Source organism: Pseudomonas lalucatii, from assembly GCF_018398425.1.
In the GTDB taxonomy this organism is placed as follows: Bacteria; Pseudomonadota; Gammaproteobacteria; order Pseudomonadales; family Pseudomonadaceae; genus Aquipseudomonas; species Aquipseudomonas lalucatii.
Genome location: NZ_JADPMV010000001.1, coordinates 744,869 through 760,647, shown reverse-complemented (window position 1 = coordinate 760,647; position 15,779 = coordinate 744,869). Strand labels below are relative to the sequence as shown.

The following is a 15,779-nucleotide window of genomic DNA, read 5'->3' as shown; positions in this document are numbered from 1 at the left end:
GACGCCCCCGGGGCGCCCGGGCCGAGTGGTGAAAAACCCGTCCTGTGGACGGGTTTTTTCTGTCCGGCCGTTGCCTCGGCGGCGTTATCATGGCCACTCCCTCGACGGTTAGAGCAGGCCCATGCCCAGTCGCAAAGCGGAAGTGGTGATCACCTATTGCACCCAGTGCCAGTGGCTGCTGCGCGCCGCCTGGCTGGCCCAGGAGCTGCTGTCGACCTTCGCCGACGAGCTGGCCAGGGTCAGCCTGGAGCCCGGCAGTGGCGGGGTGTTCCGCATCACCTGCGACGGCGTGCAGATCTGGGAGCGCAAGGCCGATGGCGGCTTTCCCGAGGCCAAGGTACTCAAGCAGCGTGTACGCGACCAGATCGACCCCGGGCGTGACCTGGGCCATAGCGATCGCCCGCGCGAGGCCTAATCAGCGCGCCATGCGCGCCGAGGCGAAGATCGCCAGGATGATCAGCGCGCCGCCGGCGAACATGCTCGGGGTCGGCACCTCGTGGAACAGCCACCAGGCGAAGGCGATGCCATAGACCGGCTCCAGGGCGAAGATCACCGCGGCGCTGCGGGCCTTGATCACCCGCAGGCTGGCGACGAACAGGCTGTGCGCCAGGCCCGTGCAGAGCACCCCGAGCATCGCCAGCCAGAACCAGTCGAGCAGGCTCAGGCCCGGCAGCAGCGGCCAGGCGAAGGGCAGAAAACAGGCCAGTACGGTGAAGTTCTGGCACAGCGCGGCACGTACCGGGTCGACGCCCGGGGTGCTGGCCCGATTGAGCAGCGACAGCAGGGCGAACAACAGGCCGGACAGGATTGCCCAGAGCAACCCGGCGGTGCCCTGGCTGGCCAGGTCGAAGCTGGGGGTGACCAACACCAGGCCCAGACAGACCACGCCCACCATCAGAAACTCGCTGGGGCGGGTGCGCTCGCGGAACAGCAACCCCTCCAGTAGCACGGTAAAGGCTGGGAAACTGGCGAAGCCGAGGGTGGCGATGGCCACGCCGGAGACGTTGACCGCCTGGAAGAAGGTCAGCCAGTGGGCGCCGAGCAACAGCCCGCCGAGCCCCAGCAGGCCCAGCTGGGCGCCGCCCGGGCGCTTTCCGCCGGCTTGTCCGAACAGCTGGGCGAACAGCGCCAGGGCCAGTACGGCGAACAGCGCGCGGCCGACGACTATCGCCAGCGGCGCACTGTCGGCCAACTTGCCGAAGATTCCCGAGAGACCGAACATCAGGGCGCCCAGGTGAATCGCCAGCAACGCCTTGCGCTCGGTCATGCCAGCCGTGCCCCGTTGGGCAGCGTCTTGTCGAAACCGGCCAGCACCACCTTGTCGTCGGCGTCATGCACGCCGGTCACCAGAATCTCCGAGCGGACCCCGGCGATGCGCTTGGGGGCGAAGTTGCACACGCACAGCACCTGCCGGCCGATCAGCTCATCGCAGGCGTAGTGGGCGGTCACCTGGGCGCTGGAGGTCTTGATGCCGAGTTCGCCGAGGTCGACGCGCAGCACGTAAGCCGGCTTCAGTGCCTTCGCGTTCGGTTCGGCGGAGAGCACGGTGCCCACCCGCAGCTCGACTCGCTGGAAATCGTCCCATTCGATGTACTGCATAACGCCTCCACTGTATGTCCTGGCATGCAGTCTAGGGGGCGCTTCGGGTGGTGTCTGTCGCGCGAATCGCGGGTTTTGTCGCGCTACTCGCAGGCGCGGCGCAAGGCCCGCGGCGTCATGCCGAACTGGCGCGAGAGGGCAGCGGTGAAGGCGCTCTGCGAGCCGTAGCCGACCCGCGCGGCGATGTCGCCGACGCTCAGGTGGCTGTTCTCCAGCAGGTGCCGGGCCAGTTGCAGGCGCCGGCGGCGCACGTACTCCATCGGCGTCTGCCCGACTTCGTCGAGGAAGCGGGTATGGAAACGCGCGGTGGACAGGCCCGCCAGGCGCGCCAGGTCGCCGACCTGCAGGGGGTGGGCGGCGTGCCGGTCGATATGGGCGTCGAGGGCGGCCAATGGCAGGCGACGGCCTTCCCCGAGGCGTTGCGCTCCGGCCGCCAGGCTGGCCAGGAGCAGGGCGGCGCCCTGCTCGGCGATGACCGGGTCATTGATCGGGCTGGCGGCGAGCCAGCTGACCAGCTGGCTCTGCGGCGTGTCGAGGGCCAGCGACCCGGGCCGGTCGAGCAGGCGCAGGCTGGCGTCGGCGTGATCGCCCAGGCGCTGCTGCAGCCACTGCTGTGAGGGCACGTCGAGCACCAGGCACTGGCTACCCTCGCGGCTGCCGCAGGCATGGCGGGTCTCGGCCGGGACCACCGCCAGCGTCTGGCGGATCACCTGGCTGGAGCGGCCGGCCACTTCGAAGTCCAGCCGCCCGCTCAGGCCGAATACCAGCTGGGCATGGCCGTGGCTATGGCTGAGCAGGTCGTGGCTGTAGTGGCGCAGGGATAGCAGCGCAGACATGGGCGGTTCCTCGAGCAGGGCGGTCAGTCTAACCCCAATAGCGGGTAAATGGCCTCGTCACCCGATTGCAACCTGGCTGTCATACGCGCTTCACCCCCCTCGCCCATGCTCGTCGAAACCCTGCCGGAGGCCGCCCATGAGCAGCGCACAGCTGGTGAAACCCAGTCGTAAGCAACGTGTCCGCACCCTGTGGATCTCCGATGTCCACCTGGGCACCCGGGATTGTCAGGCCGAGCACCTGGCGGCCTTTCTCAAGCGTTACCAGGCGGACCGGGTCTATCTGGTCGGCGACATCATCGATGGCTGGAAGCTGCGTAGCGGCATCTACTGGCCCCAGGCGCACAGCAACGTGATCCGCCGCCTGTTGACGATGAGCAAGCGCGGCACCGAGGTGATCTATGTCACCGGCAACCATGACGAGTTCCTGCGCCGCTATTCCAGCCTGGTGCTGGGCAATATCCAGCTGGTCGACGAGGCCGAGCACCTCACCGCCGATGGCCGGCGCCTGCTGGTGATCCACGGCGACCAGTTCGATGTGATCACCCGCTATCACCGCTGGCTGGCGTTCCTCGGTGACTCGGCCTACGAATTCACCCTGACCCTGAACCGCTGGCTCAATCACTGGCGCCAGCGCTATGGCTACGGCTACTGGTCGCTGTCGGCCTACCTCAAGCACAAGGTCAAGAGTGCGGTGAACTTCATCAGCGACTTCGAGGAGGCCATCGCCCACGAGTGCGTCAAGCGCGGCTTCAATGGCGTGGTCTGCGGTCACATCCATCACGCCGAGATCCGCTCGGTGGGCGGTGTCGAATACATGAACTGCGGCGACTGGGTGGAGTCCTGCACGGCGCTGATCGAGCAGCTGGACGGCAGCATCGTGCTCTACCGGCTCGCCGAGGAGCAGGCGGCTCAGGAGCTTCATGAGGCAGAGCGGCCGGCCGTCGTCGAGCCGCTGGCATGAGGATACTGATCGTCTCCGATGCCTGGGCGCCGCAGGTCAACGGCGTGGTCACCAGCCTGCAGGCGCTGGTCGCCGAGCTGCGCGGCCTGGGCCATCAGGTCAAGCTGCTGTCGCCGCAGGACTTCCGCACGCGACCCTGCCCGACCTACCCGGAGATTCCGCTGGCGTGGGACCTCTGGCGTGTCGGGCCGGCGATCCGCGACTTCCGCCCGGACTGCGTTCACCTCGCCACCGAAGGCCCGCTCGGCTGGGCCGCGCGGCGCTGGTTGGGCAAGCGTCGGCTGGCGTTTTCCAGCGCCATCCACACGCGCTTTCCCGAGTACCTCAATACCCGCTGGCGCTGGCTGCCGCTGAGCTGGGGCTACGCCTACCTGCGCTGGTTTCATCGGCCGAGCCAGGCCGTGCTGGTGAGTACCGAGCGCCTGCGCGCCGAGCTGGCCGGATGGCGGCTGCAAGGCCTGGTGCTGTGGCGCAAGGGGGTCGACACCCGGCTGTTCCATCCGCCGGTGTCGGGACTGGGCAGTGTGCAGCCGGTGTTCCTCTGCGTCGGGCGCATCGCCCCGGAGAAAAACCTGGAGGCTTTCCTCGCCCTCGACCTGCCGGGGGAGAAGCAGGTGGTCGGCGATGGTCCGCAGCGCGAAGCGCTGCAGGCGCGCTACCCGCGGGTGAAGTTTCTCGGCTACCGGCATGGCGAGGCCCTGGCCGAGGCCTATCGCCAGGCCAGCGTGCTGGTGTTCCCCTCGCGTACCGACACCTACGGCCTGGTGATGCTCGAGGCCCTGGCCTGCGGTACGCCGGTGGCCGCGTTCCCGGTGCCGGGGCCGCTGGATGTCCTGGAACAGGGCGTCAACGGGGTGATGGCCGAGGACCTGCGCGAGGCCTGCCTGGGCGCGCTGGAGCTGGACCGGGCAGGTTGCGCCGAACTGGCGGCGCGCCAGTCCTGGCGGGCCTCGGCCCTGGAGTTCCTGGCGCAACAGCCGTTGCTCGACGGCGAGCCCTGCGCCGCCGGGTTGGCCCCGGCTCCCGAACGCTAGGCCAGGTTCGGCGCCGCGCAGCCGCCTACGCCGAAGCCGCCCGCGGGCGGCTTCGCTCGTTCACATGATGACCTTGTCGCGCAGCTTCTCGGCGGCCTGCTGCAGGGCCTGGATGACCCGCTGCTTGTCGAAGTTCTGGATGCCGTTGGTGTCCAGGTACATGGAGAAGCCGGGCAGTTCGTGCTCGACGTAGCTGGAGGTGGCGCCCAGGTCGCGGCGGAAATCCACCACCTGGTAGATCTGCACCGGGCGGGTGAAGCCCTTGACGCCGATCTGGCCCTTGTCGCGGCACATGATCAGGTCCTTGACCAGGGAGTAGGTCTCATGGGAGATGAGGATCTCGCCGGCTTCGGCGGCACTCTCCAGGCGGCTGGCGAGGTTCACGTCGCGGCCGATGATGGTGTAGTCCATGCGCGTGTCGGCGCCGAAGTTGCCCACCGTGCAGTAGCCGGTGTTCAGGCCCATGCGGATCTCCAGGGGTTTGGTGATGCCCTGGCTGCGCCATTGCTGGCGCAGCACCTTCATGTGCTTGCGCATGGCGATGGCCATGGACACCGCCGCCACCGCATCCTTCTTGGCGCCCTTGCTGGCCGGGTCGCCGAAGAACACCATGACGCTGTCGCCGATGAACTTGTCGATGGTGCCGCCATATTTCAGGCAGATCTTCGACATCTCGTTGAGGTAGCTGTTGAGCAGGTCGGTCAGGGCCTCGGCTTCCAGTTCCTCGGACAGCTCGGTGAAGCCCTTGATGTCGGAGAAGAACACCGTGAGCTTCTTGCGCTGGGTCTCCAGGCGCACGCTCTTTTTGCCGCTGAAGATCGACTCCCACACCTGGGGCGACAGGTATTTGGCCAGGTTGCGCGCCAGGCGCGCGGCTTTCTCCTGCTCGCGCTTGATCTCGCTGCGCACCTGGGCCAGGCGCAGGCCCTGCTGGTGTACGAAGTAGGCGGTGATGCAGATATACAGGGTGGTGAAGGCGATGCTGACCAGGGCGACCAGGGCCGGCGACTGGGGGGTGATCCGCAGGTCGATCAGCGCGCTGCTGAGCAGGGTGCCGCTGAGCGCGACCAGCAAGGCCAGGCCCAGGTGGCGCAAGCCGCCGATCACCAGGGAGCTGAAGGCCAGGGTCAGCAGGCACATCAGGCTGGGCACCACCGAAAACCCCAGCAGCGCGAGGGCGGCGCCGCAATGCAGGGCATCGATGAACAGCAGGGCCAGGGTCGTGCGCTGCGGGTGTTCGCGCTTGAAGCGCAGGCTCAGGTGGTGAGCCAGGTGCGGGTAGAGCAGGGCATAGGGCACCATCCACAGGATGCCGTAGGCGAAGTGCTGGGAATAGGTGCCGGCGGCAATGCTGGCGGCCACGGCAATGTAGGCCAGCACGCGGGAGTAGTACTCGCGCAGCGGCGGTGCCGGCAAGGCATGGGGCCGATTCGAGAGGGTGGCATTCATATGGTGGAGACGATCCCTGCTGATTTTCTGACGCCTCTGCTGGACGCCTGGGGTGTCTGCAAGCTCTGGGCCAAGCTGCAGACGAAGCCGGGATCATAACCAAGCGCCCGGGCGACAGCCAAGCATCGTGGCCCAGCGGCGGGCTGCGGGGGCTGGGCGGTCGCGACGGCGGCGTTCGCCAGCCGGGAGTGGCTTCGGCTGCGGGCTGCGATGCGCGCCCAGGGCCGACGGGCGATTGCCTAGAACTTGATGCGGCCGGTAAAGGCGTCCTTGAGCATGACCCAGTCGCCGGCAAAGCTGTACAGCGGGTACTGGAAGGTGGCCGGGCGATTCTTCTCGAACACGAAGTGACCGAGCCAGGCAAAACCATAGCCGGCGAAGGGCAGGGCGAGCAGCCATAGCCATTGCTGGGTGGCCAGGGCATAACCGAGAATGCCCAGGACCAGCAGGCTGCCGACATAGTGCAGGCGCCGACAGACAGGGTTGCTGTGCTCCTGCAGGTAGTAGGGGTAGAACTCGGCGAAGCTGTGGTAACGCGGCTGGGTCTGGCTGGTCATGGCGCGCCTCCTGGGGCGGGGTTGGCCGCGTCGGTCATTGAGGCGGACGGGGCTTTTCTGCAGTCTAAGCCGCCTGCCCGGCGGGGCCAGTGACATTGGGTGCCAGTTTAGTACCCTTGTGTCACCAGCCCGCCGGGGCGGCTTCATCAATAGCTAACAAGAAAAATCCCATGAGCGAACGTACCACGTCGTCGAGCTGGGCCCTGGGCATCGTCCAGGCGCTGGAAATGGGCGGTGTCGATTGCCGGACGATCTTCCCCGCGCTGGGGCTGGATTACGCCGCCCTGCACGACCCGGAGGCCCGCTTCGCGCAGGATGGCATGACCCGCCTGTGGCAGCGGGCGGTGGAGCTGTCGGGCAACCCGGCGATCGGCCTGAACATGGCCAGGGTGGTGCGTCCGGCGTCCTTTCATGTGGTCGGCTATGCGCTGATGTCCAGCCGCACACTGAAGGAGGGGTTGACCCGCCTGGTGCGCTACCAGCGGATCATCGCCGAGGGTGCCGACCTGAGCTTTCGGCCCACCCCCCAGGGTTACGAGCTGGTCCTGGCGATCCATGGCGATCGCCTGCCGCCGGCGCGCCAGAGTGCCGAGGCCTCGCTGGCCTATGCCCTGGCCTTCTGCCGCTGGATGACCGGCCAGTCGCTGCGTCCGCAGCAGATCCTGTTCCAGGGCGACCCGCCGGCCGACCTGCAGCCTTTCGAGCAGGTGTTCCAGGCGCCGCTGAAGTTCAATGCGGCGCATTACGCCCTGTTGTTCGAGCGGGCGGACCTGGAGATGCCCCTGCCGAGCGCCAACGAAGCCCTGGCGCAGCTGCATGACAGGTTCGCCGGCGAGTATCTGGCGCGCTTCTCGGAGAGCCGGGTGACCCATCTGGCCCGCCAGGTGCTGTGCCGTCTGTTGCCCCGGGGCGAGCCCAAGCGCGAGGCGGTGGCACAGGCGCTGCATCTGTCGCAGCGCACCCTGCAGCGACGCCTGCAGGAAGAAGGCACCAGCTTCCAGCAGTTGCTCGACGACACCCGCCGCGAACTGGCCGAGCAGTACCTCGGCCAGCCCAACCTGACCCTGCTGGAGGTCTCCTACCTGCTGGGCTTCGCCGACCCGAGCAATTTCTTCCGCGCCTTCCGCCGCTGGTTCGCCATCACCCCCGGGGAATACCGCGCGCGTCTCTAACGGGGGCGGTGGCGTGGCCGCCCTGGCGCCGTCAGTGGCGCCAGAAGGACGGCATCAGCAGCACCAGCACCGTGAGGATCTCCAGGCGACCGAGCAGCATGCCGGCGGTCAGCAGCCACTTGGCGATGTCCGGCAGCGGGGCATAGTTGCCGGCCGGACCGATGATCGGCCCCATGCCCGGGCCCACCCCGGAGACGGCGCTGGCGGCGCCGCTCAGCGCGGTGATCCAGTCCAGGCCGCAGAGGGTCAGGGCCAGGGCCAGGCCGGCGATGGTGATGGTGAAGAAGAAGGAGAAGGTCAGGATCGAGCGGACGATGTCCTCGTCCAGACGGTGCATGTTGTATTGCTGCTTGATCACCGCGCGGGGATGGACCAACTGCTTCAGGTTGGCCTTGAGCAACACGTAGGCGACCTGGAAGCGGAAGATCTTCAGGCCGCCGGCGGTGGAGCCCGAGCAGCCGCCGATGAAGCCCAGGTAGAAGAACAGCATGCCGGCGAAACCGCCCCACAGGGTGTAGTCACCCACGGCGAAGCCGCTGGTGGTCATGATCGAGGTGCTGTTGACCGCCACGTGGCGGATGGCCTCCAGCCAATGCAGTCCGGACGTCAGGCAGTACCAGGTGCCGAGCACCAGCCAGGTGCACAGCAGGATGCCGAGGAAGCCCTGCACCTGCTGGTCCCTGAGCAGCGCGCGGTAGTTGCCGCGCATGCTCGAGACGTACAGGGCGAAGGGCAGGCTGCCGAGGATCATCACCACCACCGCCACCCAGTGCACCGCGGGTTGGCTCCAGTTGCCCAGGGAGCGGTCCGAGGTGGAGAAGCCGCCGGTGGCGATGGCCGACATGGTGTGGTTGATCGCGTCGAACAGGCCCATGCCCGCCAGCCAGAAGGCCAGCACGCTGAGCAGGCTGAGGCCCACGTAGGCCGCGATCATGTACTTGGCGACCATGTGCGAGCGCGGCATGACCTTTTCCGAACGATCCGAGGACTCGGTCTGGAACAGGCGCATACCACCGATGCGCAGCATCGGCAGGATCGCCACGGCCATGCCGATGAAGCCGATGCCGCCGAGCCAGTGCAGCAGCGAGCGCCAGATCAGGATGCCCGGGGACATGCTGTCCAGGCCGCTGAGCACGGTGGCGCCGGTGGTGGTGATGCCGGACATGCTCTCGAAGAAGGCGTCGGTGTAGCTGATGTGCTGGGTGAACATGAAGGGCACGGCGGCGAACACGCACACCAGCAGCCAGCTCGAGACGGTCAGCATGTACATGTCGCGCGGGCGCAGCTGGGTATTCTTCGGGCGGCCCTGGGCCACCATGGCGAGACCGGCGACGAAGGTGATCAGGCTGGACCAGAGGAACGCGTTCAGTTCGTGCGCCCGTTCGAAGATCAGCAGGGTGAACATCGGGACGACCATGCTGATGGCCAGGGTGATCAGAAAGATGCCGTTGATAAACGCGATGATTCTTAGGGTCGGCAAAGCCATCTAGTCGGTTCCAAAAATAATGTCGTCAGTCCATGGCCGTCCGACCACCGCTGCGCGGCGGGTGGGGTGGCCGACCTTCAGTGCTTCCAGGGTGCCGGGGTCGCGCGCGCCGGCACGGCGAATATCTTCAGGTGGCCCAGCACGATGGCCTGGCTCAACAGTGCTTGGCGCTGCCGGCAGGCCGGCGAAGTTTCTCGTCGCGAGGCCGGGCCCAGGTTGCCCACGGCCGAGCGGGGCAGGGCCGAGGCGCCGATTGTAATGGTGAAAAAGCAAGAAAAGGTGATCGGCGAAGGCCAGGCATCGAACAGCGGGACGCGCCGCAGCAGAGGCAAAGCGAGGCAGCCGCGCACCTGCCGGTCCTCGAGCGGCCCCTTGCGCTTGCCCAGGAAGAGGGCGGCGGGCCGGCTGCCGAGGATGAAGGCGATGATGCGCAGCGTCGGCAAGGCCATGGGACGGGCTCGGCAGGAGGGCGGCAAGGGGCGTCATTCTACGCGGCTCTCCGGCGCCGTACAGCCGTCCGCATATCGTGCTTTACAAGTGCCCGGCGCTGCATAGAATAGCGCGCCAGGTGCCGGCCCTTGCCGGTTTCTGAGTCCGCTAAATCATGTCGAACGCTAATCCTTGCCTTACGTGCGGCGCCTGCTGCGCGCATTTTCGTGTGTCTTTCTTCTGGGGGGAGTGCCAGTCGGCCGGCGGTTTGGTGCCGGACGAGCAGGTGATCCAGATCACCCCGCACCGGGTTGCCATGCGCGGCACCGAGGCCAAGCCGGCGCGCTGCGTCGCCCTGCTCGGCGATGTCGGCCAGGGTGTGCGCTGCACCCTCTACGAGCAGCGCTCCAGCCCCTGCCGCGAGTTCGAAGCGTCCTGGGCCAACGGCGAGCACAACCCGCGCTGCGACGATGCTCGCCGGGCCCACGGCCTGCCGCCGTTGACCCCGCCCGTGCAGCCGAGCGTGTCGCCGGAGCGCGTGGCCTGAGCGGCTGGCGGCAGTTTTTCCCCAAGCAGCGGCGCCGAGCCTCTAGAATTGCCGCTTCTTTTCTTCTGGAGGTGGCCGATGGATGCGCTCGATGCCCTGCTCAACCGTGTTTCTGCCCCGCGTTTGCGTGCCCCTGGGCCGGACGCCGCTCAGCGTGAGCTGCTGTTTCGCGCCGCGTTGCGGGCGCCGGATCATGCCCAGCTGCGGCCCTGGCGCTTTCTGACCGTCGAGGGGGATGCGCGTGAGCAATTGGGTGAGCTGTTCGCCCAGGCATTGCTGGCGCGCAACGCCGATGCCAGCGAGGAGGCCCTGGCCAAGGCGCGGGCCATGCCCCTGCGTGCACCCGTGCTGGTGGTGGTGATCGCCCGGCTGCAGGCCCATCCCAAGGTGCCGGCGCAGGAGCAGGTGATCGCCGCCGGGTGTGCGGCCCACGCCATCCTGCTCGCCGCCCATGTCCAGGGTATCGGCGCGGTCTGGCGTACCGGCGAGATGGCCTACGACCCCAGGGTCGCCGAAGGCCTGGGGCTGAGTGCGGACGAGCAGATCGTCGCTTTCCTCTATCTGGGCACGCCGGAGCGCGAGCTGCGCACGCCGGCGCCGGTGCAGGTGGCCGACTTCGTCAGCGCCTGGCCCGCCTGATAGGCGCCGGCCGTCGGCCGCCGACTCAGTGACTGGCGGCGTCGGCATCCAGCGGTAGCAGCAGGCTGGCGCTGAAGCCACCGTCGGGGCGGTTCTCCAGCAGCAGGCGCCCGCCATGACGCTCGGCGGCGCGGCGGGCGATGGCCAGGCCCAGGCCATGCCCCGGCTCGCGCTGGCCGGGAGCGCGGAAGAAGGGCTCGCCCAGCTGCGCCAGGTGCTGCGCGGCGACGCCCGGGCCGTGGTCGCGCACGCTGATGCACAGCTCGCCCGCTTGCGGCGTCACGCGCAGTTCGATCGGCTGGCCGGCAGGGTTGAAGCGCAGGGCGTTGCGCAGCAGGTTGTCCAGGGCCCGTTCGAGCATGTCCGGCCAGCCCCGCAGCCGCGCCTCGCTCGGCACCTGGACGTCGATTTGCTGCTGCGGGGCGCTCAGCCGGGCGTCCTCCTGCAGCTTGCGCAGCAGGGCACCCAGGTCGATGGGGCGTGCGCCGCCGGGATCGGCGTCGAGGCGCGCGAGGGCGAGTATCTCGCCGATCAGGGCTTCCAGCCGATCGCACTCCAGGGCCAGGCGTGGCCAGAGCTTTTCCCGCTCCTGGGCGGGTGCACGCTCGGCCAGGGCCAGGGCGATGCGCAGGCGCGCCAGGGGCGAGCGCAGCTCGTGGGAGACGTCGCGCAGCAGTTGGCGCTGGCTGCCGATCAGGCCCTGCAGGCGCGCGCCCATGCGGTTGAAGTCGCGGGCCAATATGCCCAGTTCATCGTGGCGGCGGGCCAGGCGGGCCAGGCTGTCCTGCTGATAGGCGGTCTGCCCGAGGTCGTGCACGGCGCCGCGCAGGCGGTTCAAAGGGCGGGTGATCGACAGGGTCAGCAGCAGGCTGGTCAGGGTCAGCACCACCAGGGCGATGCCCAGCGCGCTGAGCGGCCAGAGCAGGCTGCCACGGTGCCAGGCGAGCAGTTCCGGGTGGGGGATGCGGTAGATGAACAGGTAGCTTGCGCCGCTCAGGGGGCTGCTGTACTCGGCGCTCAGGCGGCGCCAGGGCAGGCGTCGGTCATGTGCCTGGCGCGCCTCCAGGGCTGCCGCGCGGCGCGGGAAGGTGCCCCTGACCAGCGGCTGGCCGTTGTCGCCGAGCACCTGGACGTGAACGCGGAAGGCCTTGCGCCGTTGCTCCAGGAACGCCTGGGCGGCCTCGGCGCCCTGCTGTTCGTAGCGCTGCGTCCAGGTTTCGGCCAGGCCGTCCAGGGCCGGATGCTGGCTGAGGATCCAGGCGTCCTGATTCAGCGCCCGGCCCAGGAGCATGGACAGGCCGGCCACCAGGGCGGCGGCCAACCAGAAGCTGGCGAAGATCCGCCAGAACAATGAGCGCACGGTGACTCCTTGCTGGGTGCGGCCCCATCGCCAGGGGATGGGGTCGCGGGTGGTTTACTCGGCTTTCTGCGCCTGCTCGGCCTTCCAGGTCATGAAGGCTTCGCGCTCGGCACGTCGCTCCTGCATCTTCTTCAGGTGGGCGTCGAAGGCCTCCTGCTGCTCGGGTTCGAGCAGGGCGCGCATGGCGTCGTGCTGCTGCTCCCGGGCCGCCTTCAGCTCATCCTGCAGGGCCTTGCGCTCGGCGGCGGGCAGCTTGTCGAGGTAGCGCTGGGTGATGGCGTGCCGGTTCTTCATCTGCTCGCCCATCAGCTGGCGCATCTCGCGCTGTTGTGCCTTGCTCAGATCCAGTTCCTTGAACAGTCGCATGCCGTGTTCGCCGCCGTGGCGCGGGCCACCTTCGGGCATGGCCAGGGCCAGGGACGGCAGGGTCAGGGCGAGCAGCACGGCGGTGAGGGTCTTGCGCATGGGTATCTCCTTGTCTGGGAACCGGCCGGTGGCCGGATGAGCCCAGTCTAGGGCGGGCAAGGTCAGGGGCCGTCAGGCCAGGGTAAAGCCTGGGTAAAGATGCCGCTCGCCGGGGGCTGCCTCAGGCGTTGTAGTAATAGCCGCGGCCACGCAGGGCGAGGATGCGCGGGCGCCCATCCGGGTGCGGGCCGAGCTTCTTGCGCAGGTTGCTGACGTGCATGTCCAGGCTGCGGTCGTACAGGGTCAGCTTGCGGCCCAGGGCCAGTTGCGCCAGCTGTTGCTTGCCCAGCGGTTCGCCGGGCTGTTGCAGCAGGGCTTCGAGCAGACGGCTCTCGGAGAGGGTCAGCGGCACTTCGTGCTCACCGATGCTGGCCACCCCGCGGGCCTGGCTGAAGCGCAGGTCGCCCAGCTCCACTTGGCTGGGCGTGGCCGGCGCCGTGCTGCGGCGCAGCACGGCGCGCAGGCGGGCGGTGAGTTCGCGGGGGTCGCAGGGTTTGGCCAGGTAGTCGTCGGCGCCGAGCTCCAGGCCCAGGATCCGGTCCAGCGGTTCGCCGCGGGCCGACAGCATGAGGACCGGCAGCTCCGGATGCTCGCCGCGCAGTTGCTTGAGCAGCTCCAGGCCGCTGCCGTCGGGCAGCATCACGTCGAGCACCACCGCATCCGGGCAGCGGTCGGCCAGGGCCTGGCGGGCGCCGTTGCCGTCATGACAGGCGTCGACCCGAAAGCCTTCCTGGGTCAGCCAGCTGGACAGCAGCTCGCACAGCTCGATGTCATCGTCGATCAGTAACAGCTGATTCATGGGGCTCGGCTTCTAGTTGATCCATTCGCGACGGGTGCGGCGGTTGCCGCGCAGCAGTGCGCCGATGATCACCCCGAGCAGGCCGGCGCCGGCGCCGATGGCGAACCAGGTCTGCTGGTCGCTGAGCAGGCGTGCCGGCGACTCGGCCTGGGTTCTCTTGAGCTGCAGCTTGAGGCGCTGGTTCTCCTGACGCAGGCGCTGCACCTGCGCCGACTCGCGCTCGCCGCTGCCGGCCTGTAGCTCGGCGCTCAGCGCCGCGCGTTGCCGTTCGCTGGCCGCCAGGCGCTGCTCCAGTTCGCGCAGCTGCGTCTGCGCTGCGGAGGGTTCCGGCAGCGCCGGCGCGGTGTCTTCCGCGGCCTGCAGGTGCAATGGCAGCAGCCATAGGGCAAACAGCAACGGCTTGAAGGCTGGACGCATCGGAACTCCTATTTCCTACGAAGGGGGCGCCGAAGGGCCGGCGCCGCCGGCAGCTGACTCAGGGCAGGACCCGCTTGAAGGGCTTGACCAGCACCGAGGCGTACACGCCGGCGGCGCGGTAGGGGTCGGCGTCGGCCCAGCTCTGTGCGGCGTTGAGCGAGTCGAATTCGGCTACGATCAGGCTGCCGCTGAATCCGGCGGGACCCGGGTCGTTGCTGTCGACCGCCGGGTGCGGGCCGGCGAGGACCAGGCGGCCCTCGTGCTTGAGCTGCTCCAGGCGCGCGAGGTGGGCGGGGCGGGCGGCCAGGCGGTTGTCCAGGGAGTTTTCGACATCGGTGGCGATAATGGCGTAGAGCATCTCGGGTCCTTGTGGGCATCTGGCGAGCTGGCCGGCTGACGCCGCGTCGGAGCAGGCGGCGGCCGGGCAAGTCGAGGAAATGTCGTGTGGCGGCGGCACGAGCCGGCGGGCCACGGCATAATAACAAACATAAATATTCGGAAAACGCTCCTATGGAAGTTGATTTGCATTGCCACAGCACGGCCTCCGACGGCGCACTGGCGCCCGCCGTGGTGGTCGCCCGGGCGCATGAGCGCGGCGTCAGGCTGCTCGCGCTGACCGACCACGACACCCTCGAGGGGCTGGACGAGGCGCGGGTGGCGGCACAAGCCCTGGGCATGCAGTTGGTCAACGGCATCGAGCTGTCCTGCACCTGGGGCGGTGCGACCATCCATGTACTGGGCTATGCCTTCGCCTGCGATACGCCGGCGCTGGGTCAGGCGATTGCCGACCTGCACCAGGGCCGCTGGCTGCGCGCCGAGGAAATCGCCAGGCGTCTGGAGGGCAAGGGCATGCCGGGTGCCCTGCAGGGCGCGCGGGCGGTGCAGCAGGAGCTGGGCGACAGCGGCAACGCTCCGGCGCGGCCGCACTTCGCCGAGTTTCTGGTGCGTGCCGGCCACGTCAGGGATCGCGCCGAGGCGTTTCGCAAGTGGCTCGGCTCGGGCAAGCTGGGCGACGTCAAGCAGCATTGGCCGACCCTGGAGCAGGCCGTCGCGACCCTGCGCCAGGCCGGCGCCTGGATCAGCCTGGCACACCCGTGGCACTACGACTTTACTCGTAGTAAGCGGCGCAAGCTGATCGCCGATTTCGTCCAGGCCGGCGGCCATGCCCTGGAAGTGGTCAATGGCATGCAACCGGCCGAGCAGGTGGGCAGCCTGGCGATCCTGGCCCGTGAGTTCGGTCTGCTGGTCAGCGCCGGCAGCGATTTCCATGCACCTGGCGACTGGTCGGAGCTGGGCATGTACCGTCCCGTTCCGCAAGACCTTCCGCCCCTTTGGACGCGTTTTCGCCATGTCCGGCAGTCTGCTGCAATCTGAACAGGGAGTCAGCGTGAGTCAATTTTTCCAGGTTCACCCGGAAAATCCGCAGTTGCGCCTGATCAGGCAGGCGGTGGAGATCATCAGGGGCGGCGGCGTGGTGATCTATCCGACCGATTCCTGCTATGCCGTCGGCTGTCGTATCGGCGACAAGAACGCCCTTGAGCGGATTCGCCGCCTGCGCCAGCTGGACGACAAGCACAACTTCACCCTGCTGTGCCGCGACCTGTCGCAGCTCAGCCTGTTCGCCAAGGTCGATACCGGTGCCTTTCGCCTGCTGAAGAACCACACCCCAGGCCCCTACACCTTCATCCTCAATGCCACCCGCGAGGTGCCGCGCATGCTGCTGCACCCCAAGCGCCGCACCATCGGCCTGCGGGTGCCCGGCCATCCGATCGCCCTGGCACTGCTGGAGGAGTTCGGCGAGCCGCTGATGAGCATCAGCCTGGTACTGCCGGGGGATGCGCTGCCGCTGAGCGACCCGCACGAGATGCGCAAGGCACTCGAACACCAGGTCGACCTGATCATCGACGGCGGAGTCGGTGGGCTGGAGGCCTCGACCGTGATCAGCCTGGTCGACGACGAGGTGCAAGTGCTGCGCGTCGGCTGTGGCGATCCGCGACCGTTCGCCGAGGAGTAGCGTCGGTCGCGGGGC

At 68.2% G+C, this 15,779-nt stretch carries 20 protein-coding genes; 8 read left to right on the top strand and 12 right to left on the bottom strand.

Annotated elements, in window-relative coordinates:
* The first annotated feature begins 121 nt into the window (after nt 1-121).
* A complete protein-coding gene (locus I0D00_RS03335; RefSeq protein ID WP_213638338.1) occupies nt 122-415 on the top strand; it encodes an Rdx family protein in 294 nt (97 codons plus the stop codon).
* On the opposite strand, the gene I0D00_RS03330 is transcribed toward I0D00_RS03335, so the two are convergent.
* From I0D00_RS03330 to I0D00_RS03320, 3 genes are all read right to left on the bottom strand, one after another.
* On the bottom strand, nt 416-1,267 hold the full coding sequence (locus I0D00_RS03330) for a DMT family transporter (RefSeq protein WP_213638337.1): 852 nt from the start codon (nt 1,265-1,267) through the stop codon (nt 416-418).
* Entirely contained in the window at nt 1,264-1,599 is a 336-nt protein-coding gene (locus I0D00_RS03325) for a tRNA-binding protein (protein ID WP_213638336.1), read from the bottom strand. The genes I0D00_RS03330 and I0D00_RS03325 overlap by 4 nt, the downstream gene beginning before the upstream one ends.
* An 83-nt stretch (nt 1,600-1,682) precedes the next feature.
* Nucleotides 1,683-2,435 (bottom strand): helix-turn-helix domain-containing protein, encoded by a 753-nt coding sequence (locus I0D00_RS03320; protein WP_213638335.1) that lies wholly within the window; start codon nt 2,433-2,435, stop codon nt 1,683-1,685.
* Nucleotides 2,436-2,571: 136 nt separating this feature from the next.
* Here I0D00_RS03320 and I0D00_RS03315 point away from each other — a divergent pair, with 136 nt between their 5' ends.
* The gene (locus I0D00_RS03315; protein WP_213638334.1) at nt 2,572-3,396 is read left to right on the top strand and encodes a UDP-2,3-diacylglucosamine diphosphatase; all 825 of its coding nucleotides are present in this window, start codon (nt 2,572-2,574) and stop codon (nt 3,394-3,396) included.
* Nucleotides 3,393-4,430: a glycosyltransferase family 4 protein gene (locus I0D00_RS03310; protein ID WP_213638333.1), complete on the top strand. Its 1,038-nt coding sequence runs from the start codon at nt 3,393-3,395 to the stop codon at nt 4,428-4,430. The genes I0D00_RS03315 and I0D00_RS03310 overlap by 4 nt, the downstream gene beginning before the upstream one ends.
* 60 nt (nt 4,431-4,490) lie before the next feature.
* Here the strand turns inward: I0D00_RS03310 and I0D00_RS03305 are convergent, their stop codons facing one another.
* Both I0D00_RS03305 and I0D00_RS03300 read right to left on the bottom strand, forming a co-directional pair.
* Nucleotides 4,491-5,879: an adenylate/guanylate cyclase domain-containing protein gene (locus tag I0D00_RS03305; protein WP_213638332.1), complete on the bottom strand. Its 1,389-nt coding sequence runs from the start codon at nt 5,877-5,879 to the stop codon at nt 4,491-4,493.
* A gap of 239 nt (nt 5,880-6,118) precedes the next feature.
* Entirely contained in the window at nt 6,119-6,436 is a 318-nt protein-coding gene (locus I0D00_RS03300; RefSeq protein WP_213638331.1) for an Mpo1-like protein, read from the bottom strand.
* A gap of 170 nt (nt 6,437-6,606) precedes the next feature.
* Here I0D00_RS03300 and I0D00_RS03295 point away from each other — a divergent pair, with 170 nt between their 5' ends.
* Nucleotides 6,607-7,608, top strand: coding sequence for an AraC family transcriptional regulator (locus tag I0D00_RS03295; RefSeq protein WP_213638330.1), 1,002 nt, complete (start codon nt 6,607-6,609; stop codon nt 7,606-7,608).
* A gap of 31 nt (nt 7,609-7,639) precedes the next feature.
* On the opposite strand, the gene I0D00_RS03290 is transcribed toward I0D00_RS03295, so the two are convergent.
* A complete protein-coding gene (locus I0D00_RS03290; RefSeq protein ID WP_213638329.1) occupies nt 7,640-9,094 on the bottom strand; it encodes a TrkH family potassium uptake protein in 1,455 nt (484 codons plus the stop codon).
* Between the two features lie 77 nt (nt 9,095-9,171).
* Nucleotides 9,172-9,543, bottom strand: a complete 372-nt coding sequence (locus tag I0D00_RS03285; protein WP_213638328.1) for a hypothetical protein — start codon at nt 9,541-9,543, stop codon at nt 9,172-9,174.
* A 155-nt stretch (nt 9,544-9,698) separates the two neighbouring features.
* Here I0D00_RS03285 and I0D00_RS03280 point away from each other — a divergent pair, with 155 nt between their 5' ends.
* Nucleotides 9,699-10,070 (top strand): YkgJ family cysteine cluster protein, encoded by a 372-nt coding sequence (locus tag I0D00_RS03280; RefSeq protein ID WP_213638327.1) that lies wholly within the window; start codon nt 9,699-9,701, stop codon nt 10,068-10,070.
* Between the two features lie 78 nt (nt 10,071-10,148).
* A complete protein-coding gene (locus I0D00_RS03275; protein ID WP_213638326.1) occupies nt 10,149-10,709 on the top strand; it encodes a nitroreductase family protein in 561 nt (186 codons plus the stop codon).
* A 25-nt stretch (nt 10,710-10,734) separates the two neighbouring features.
* Here the strand turns inward: I0D00_RS03275 and I0D00_RS03270 are convergent, their stop codons facing one another.
* The 5 genes from I0D00_RS03270 to I0D00_RS03250 all read right to left on the bottom strand — a co-directional run bounded on the left by I0D00_RS03270 (nt 10,735) and on the right by I0D00_RS03250 (nt 14,108).
* Nucleotides 10,735-12,069: a sensor histidine kinase gene (locus I0D00_RS03270; protein ID WP_213638325.1), complete on the bottom strand. Its 1,335-nt coding sequence runs from the start codon at nt 12,067-12,069 to the stop codon at nt 10,735-10,737.
* Nucleotides 12,070-12,123: 54 nt separating this feature from the next.
* A complete protein-coding gene (locus I0D00_RS03265; RefSeq protein WP_213638324.1) occupies nt 12,124-12,534 on the bottom strand; it encodes a Spy/CpxP family protein refolding chaperone in 411 nt (136 codons plus the stop codon).
* Between the two features lie 121 nt (nt 12,535-12,655).
* Nucleotides 12,656-13,333 carry a response regulator transcription factor gene (locus I0D00_RS03260; RefSeq protein ID WP_213638323.1) on the bottom strand — a complete coding sequence of 226 codons (678 nt, stop codon included), beginning with the start codon at nt 13,331-13,333 and terminating at the stop codon, nt 12,656-12,658.
* A 12-nt stretch (nt 13,334-13,345) separates the two neighbouring features.
* A complete protein-coding gene (locus I0D00_RS03255) occupies nt 13,346-13,750 on the bottom strand; it encodes an SH3 domain-containing protein (protein ID WP_213638322.1) in 405 nt (134 codons plus the stop codon).
* Nucleotides 13,751-13,808: 58 nt separating this feature from the next.
* Nucleotides 13,809-14,108, bottom strand: coding sequence for a YciI family protein (locus I0D00_RS03250; RefSeq protein WP_213638321.1), 300 nt, complete (start codon nt 14,106-14,108; stop codon nt 13,809-13,811).
* A gap of 152 nt (nt 14,109-14,260) precedes the next feature.
* Between I0D00_RS03250 and I0D00_RS03245 the strand changes: the two genes are divergently transcribed.
* Nucleotides 14,261-15,124: a PHP domain-containing protein gene (locus tag I0D00_RS03245; RefSeq protein ID WP_213638320.1), complete on the top strand. Its 864-nt coding sequence runs from the start codon at nt 14,261-14,263 to the stop codon at nt 15,122-15,124.
* A gap of 13 nt (nt 15,125-15,137) precedes the next feature.
* Nucleotides 15,138-15,764, top strand: coding sequence for an L-threonylcarbamoyladenylate synthase (locus I0D00_RS03240; RefSeq protein WP_213638319.1), 627 nt, complete (start codon nt 15,138-15,140; stop codon nt 15,762-15,764).
* Nucleotides 15,765-15,779: the final 15 nt, after the last annotated feature.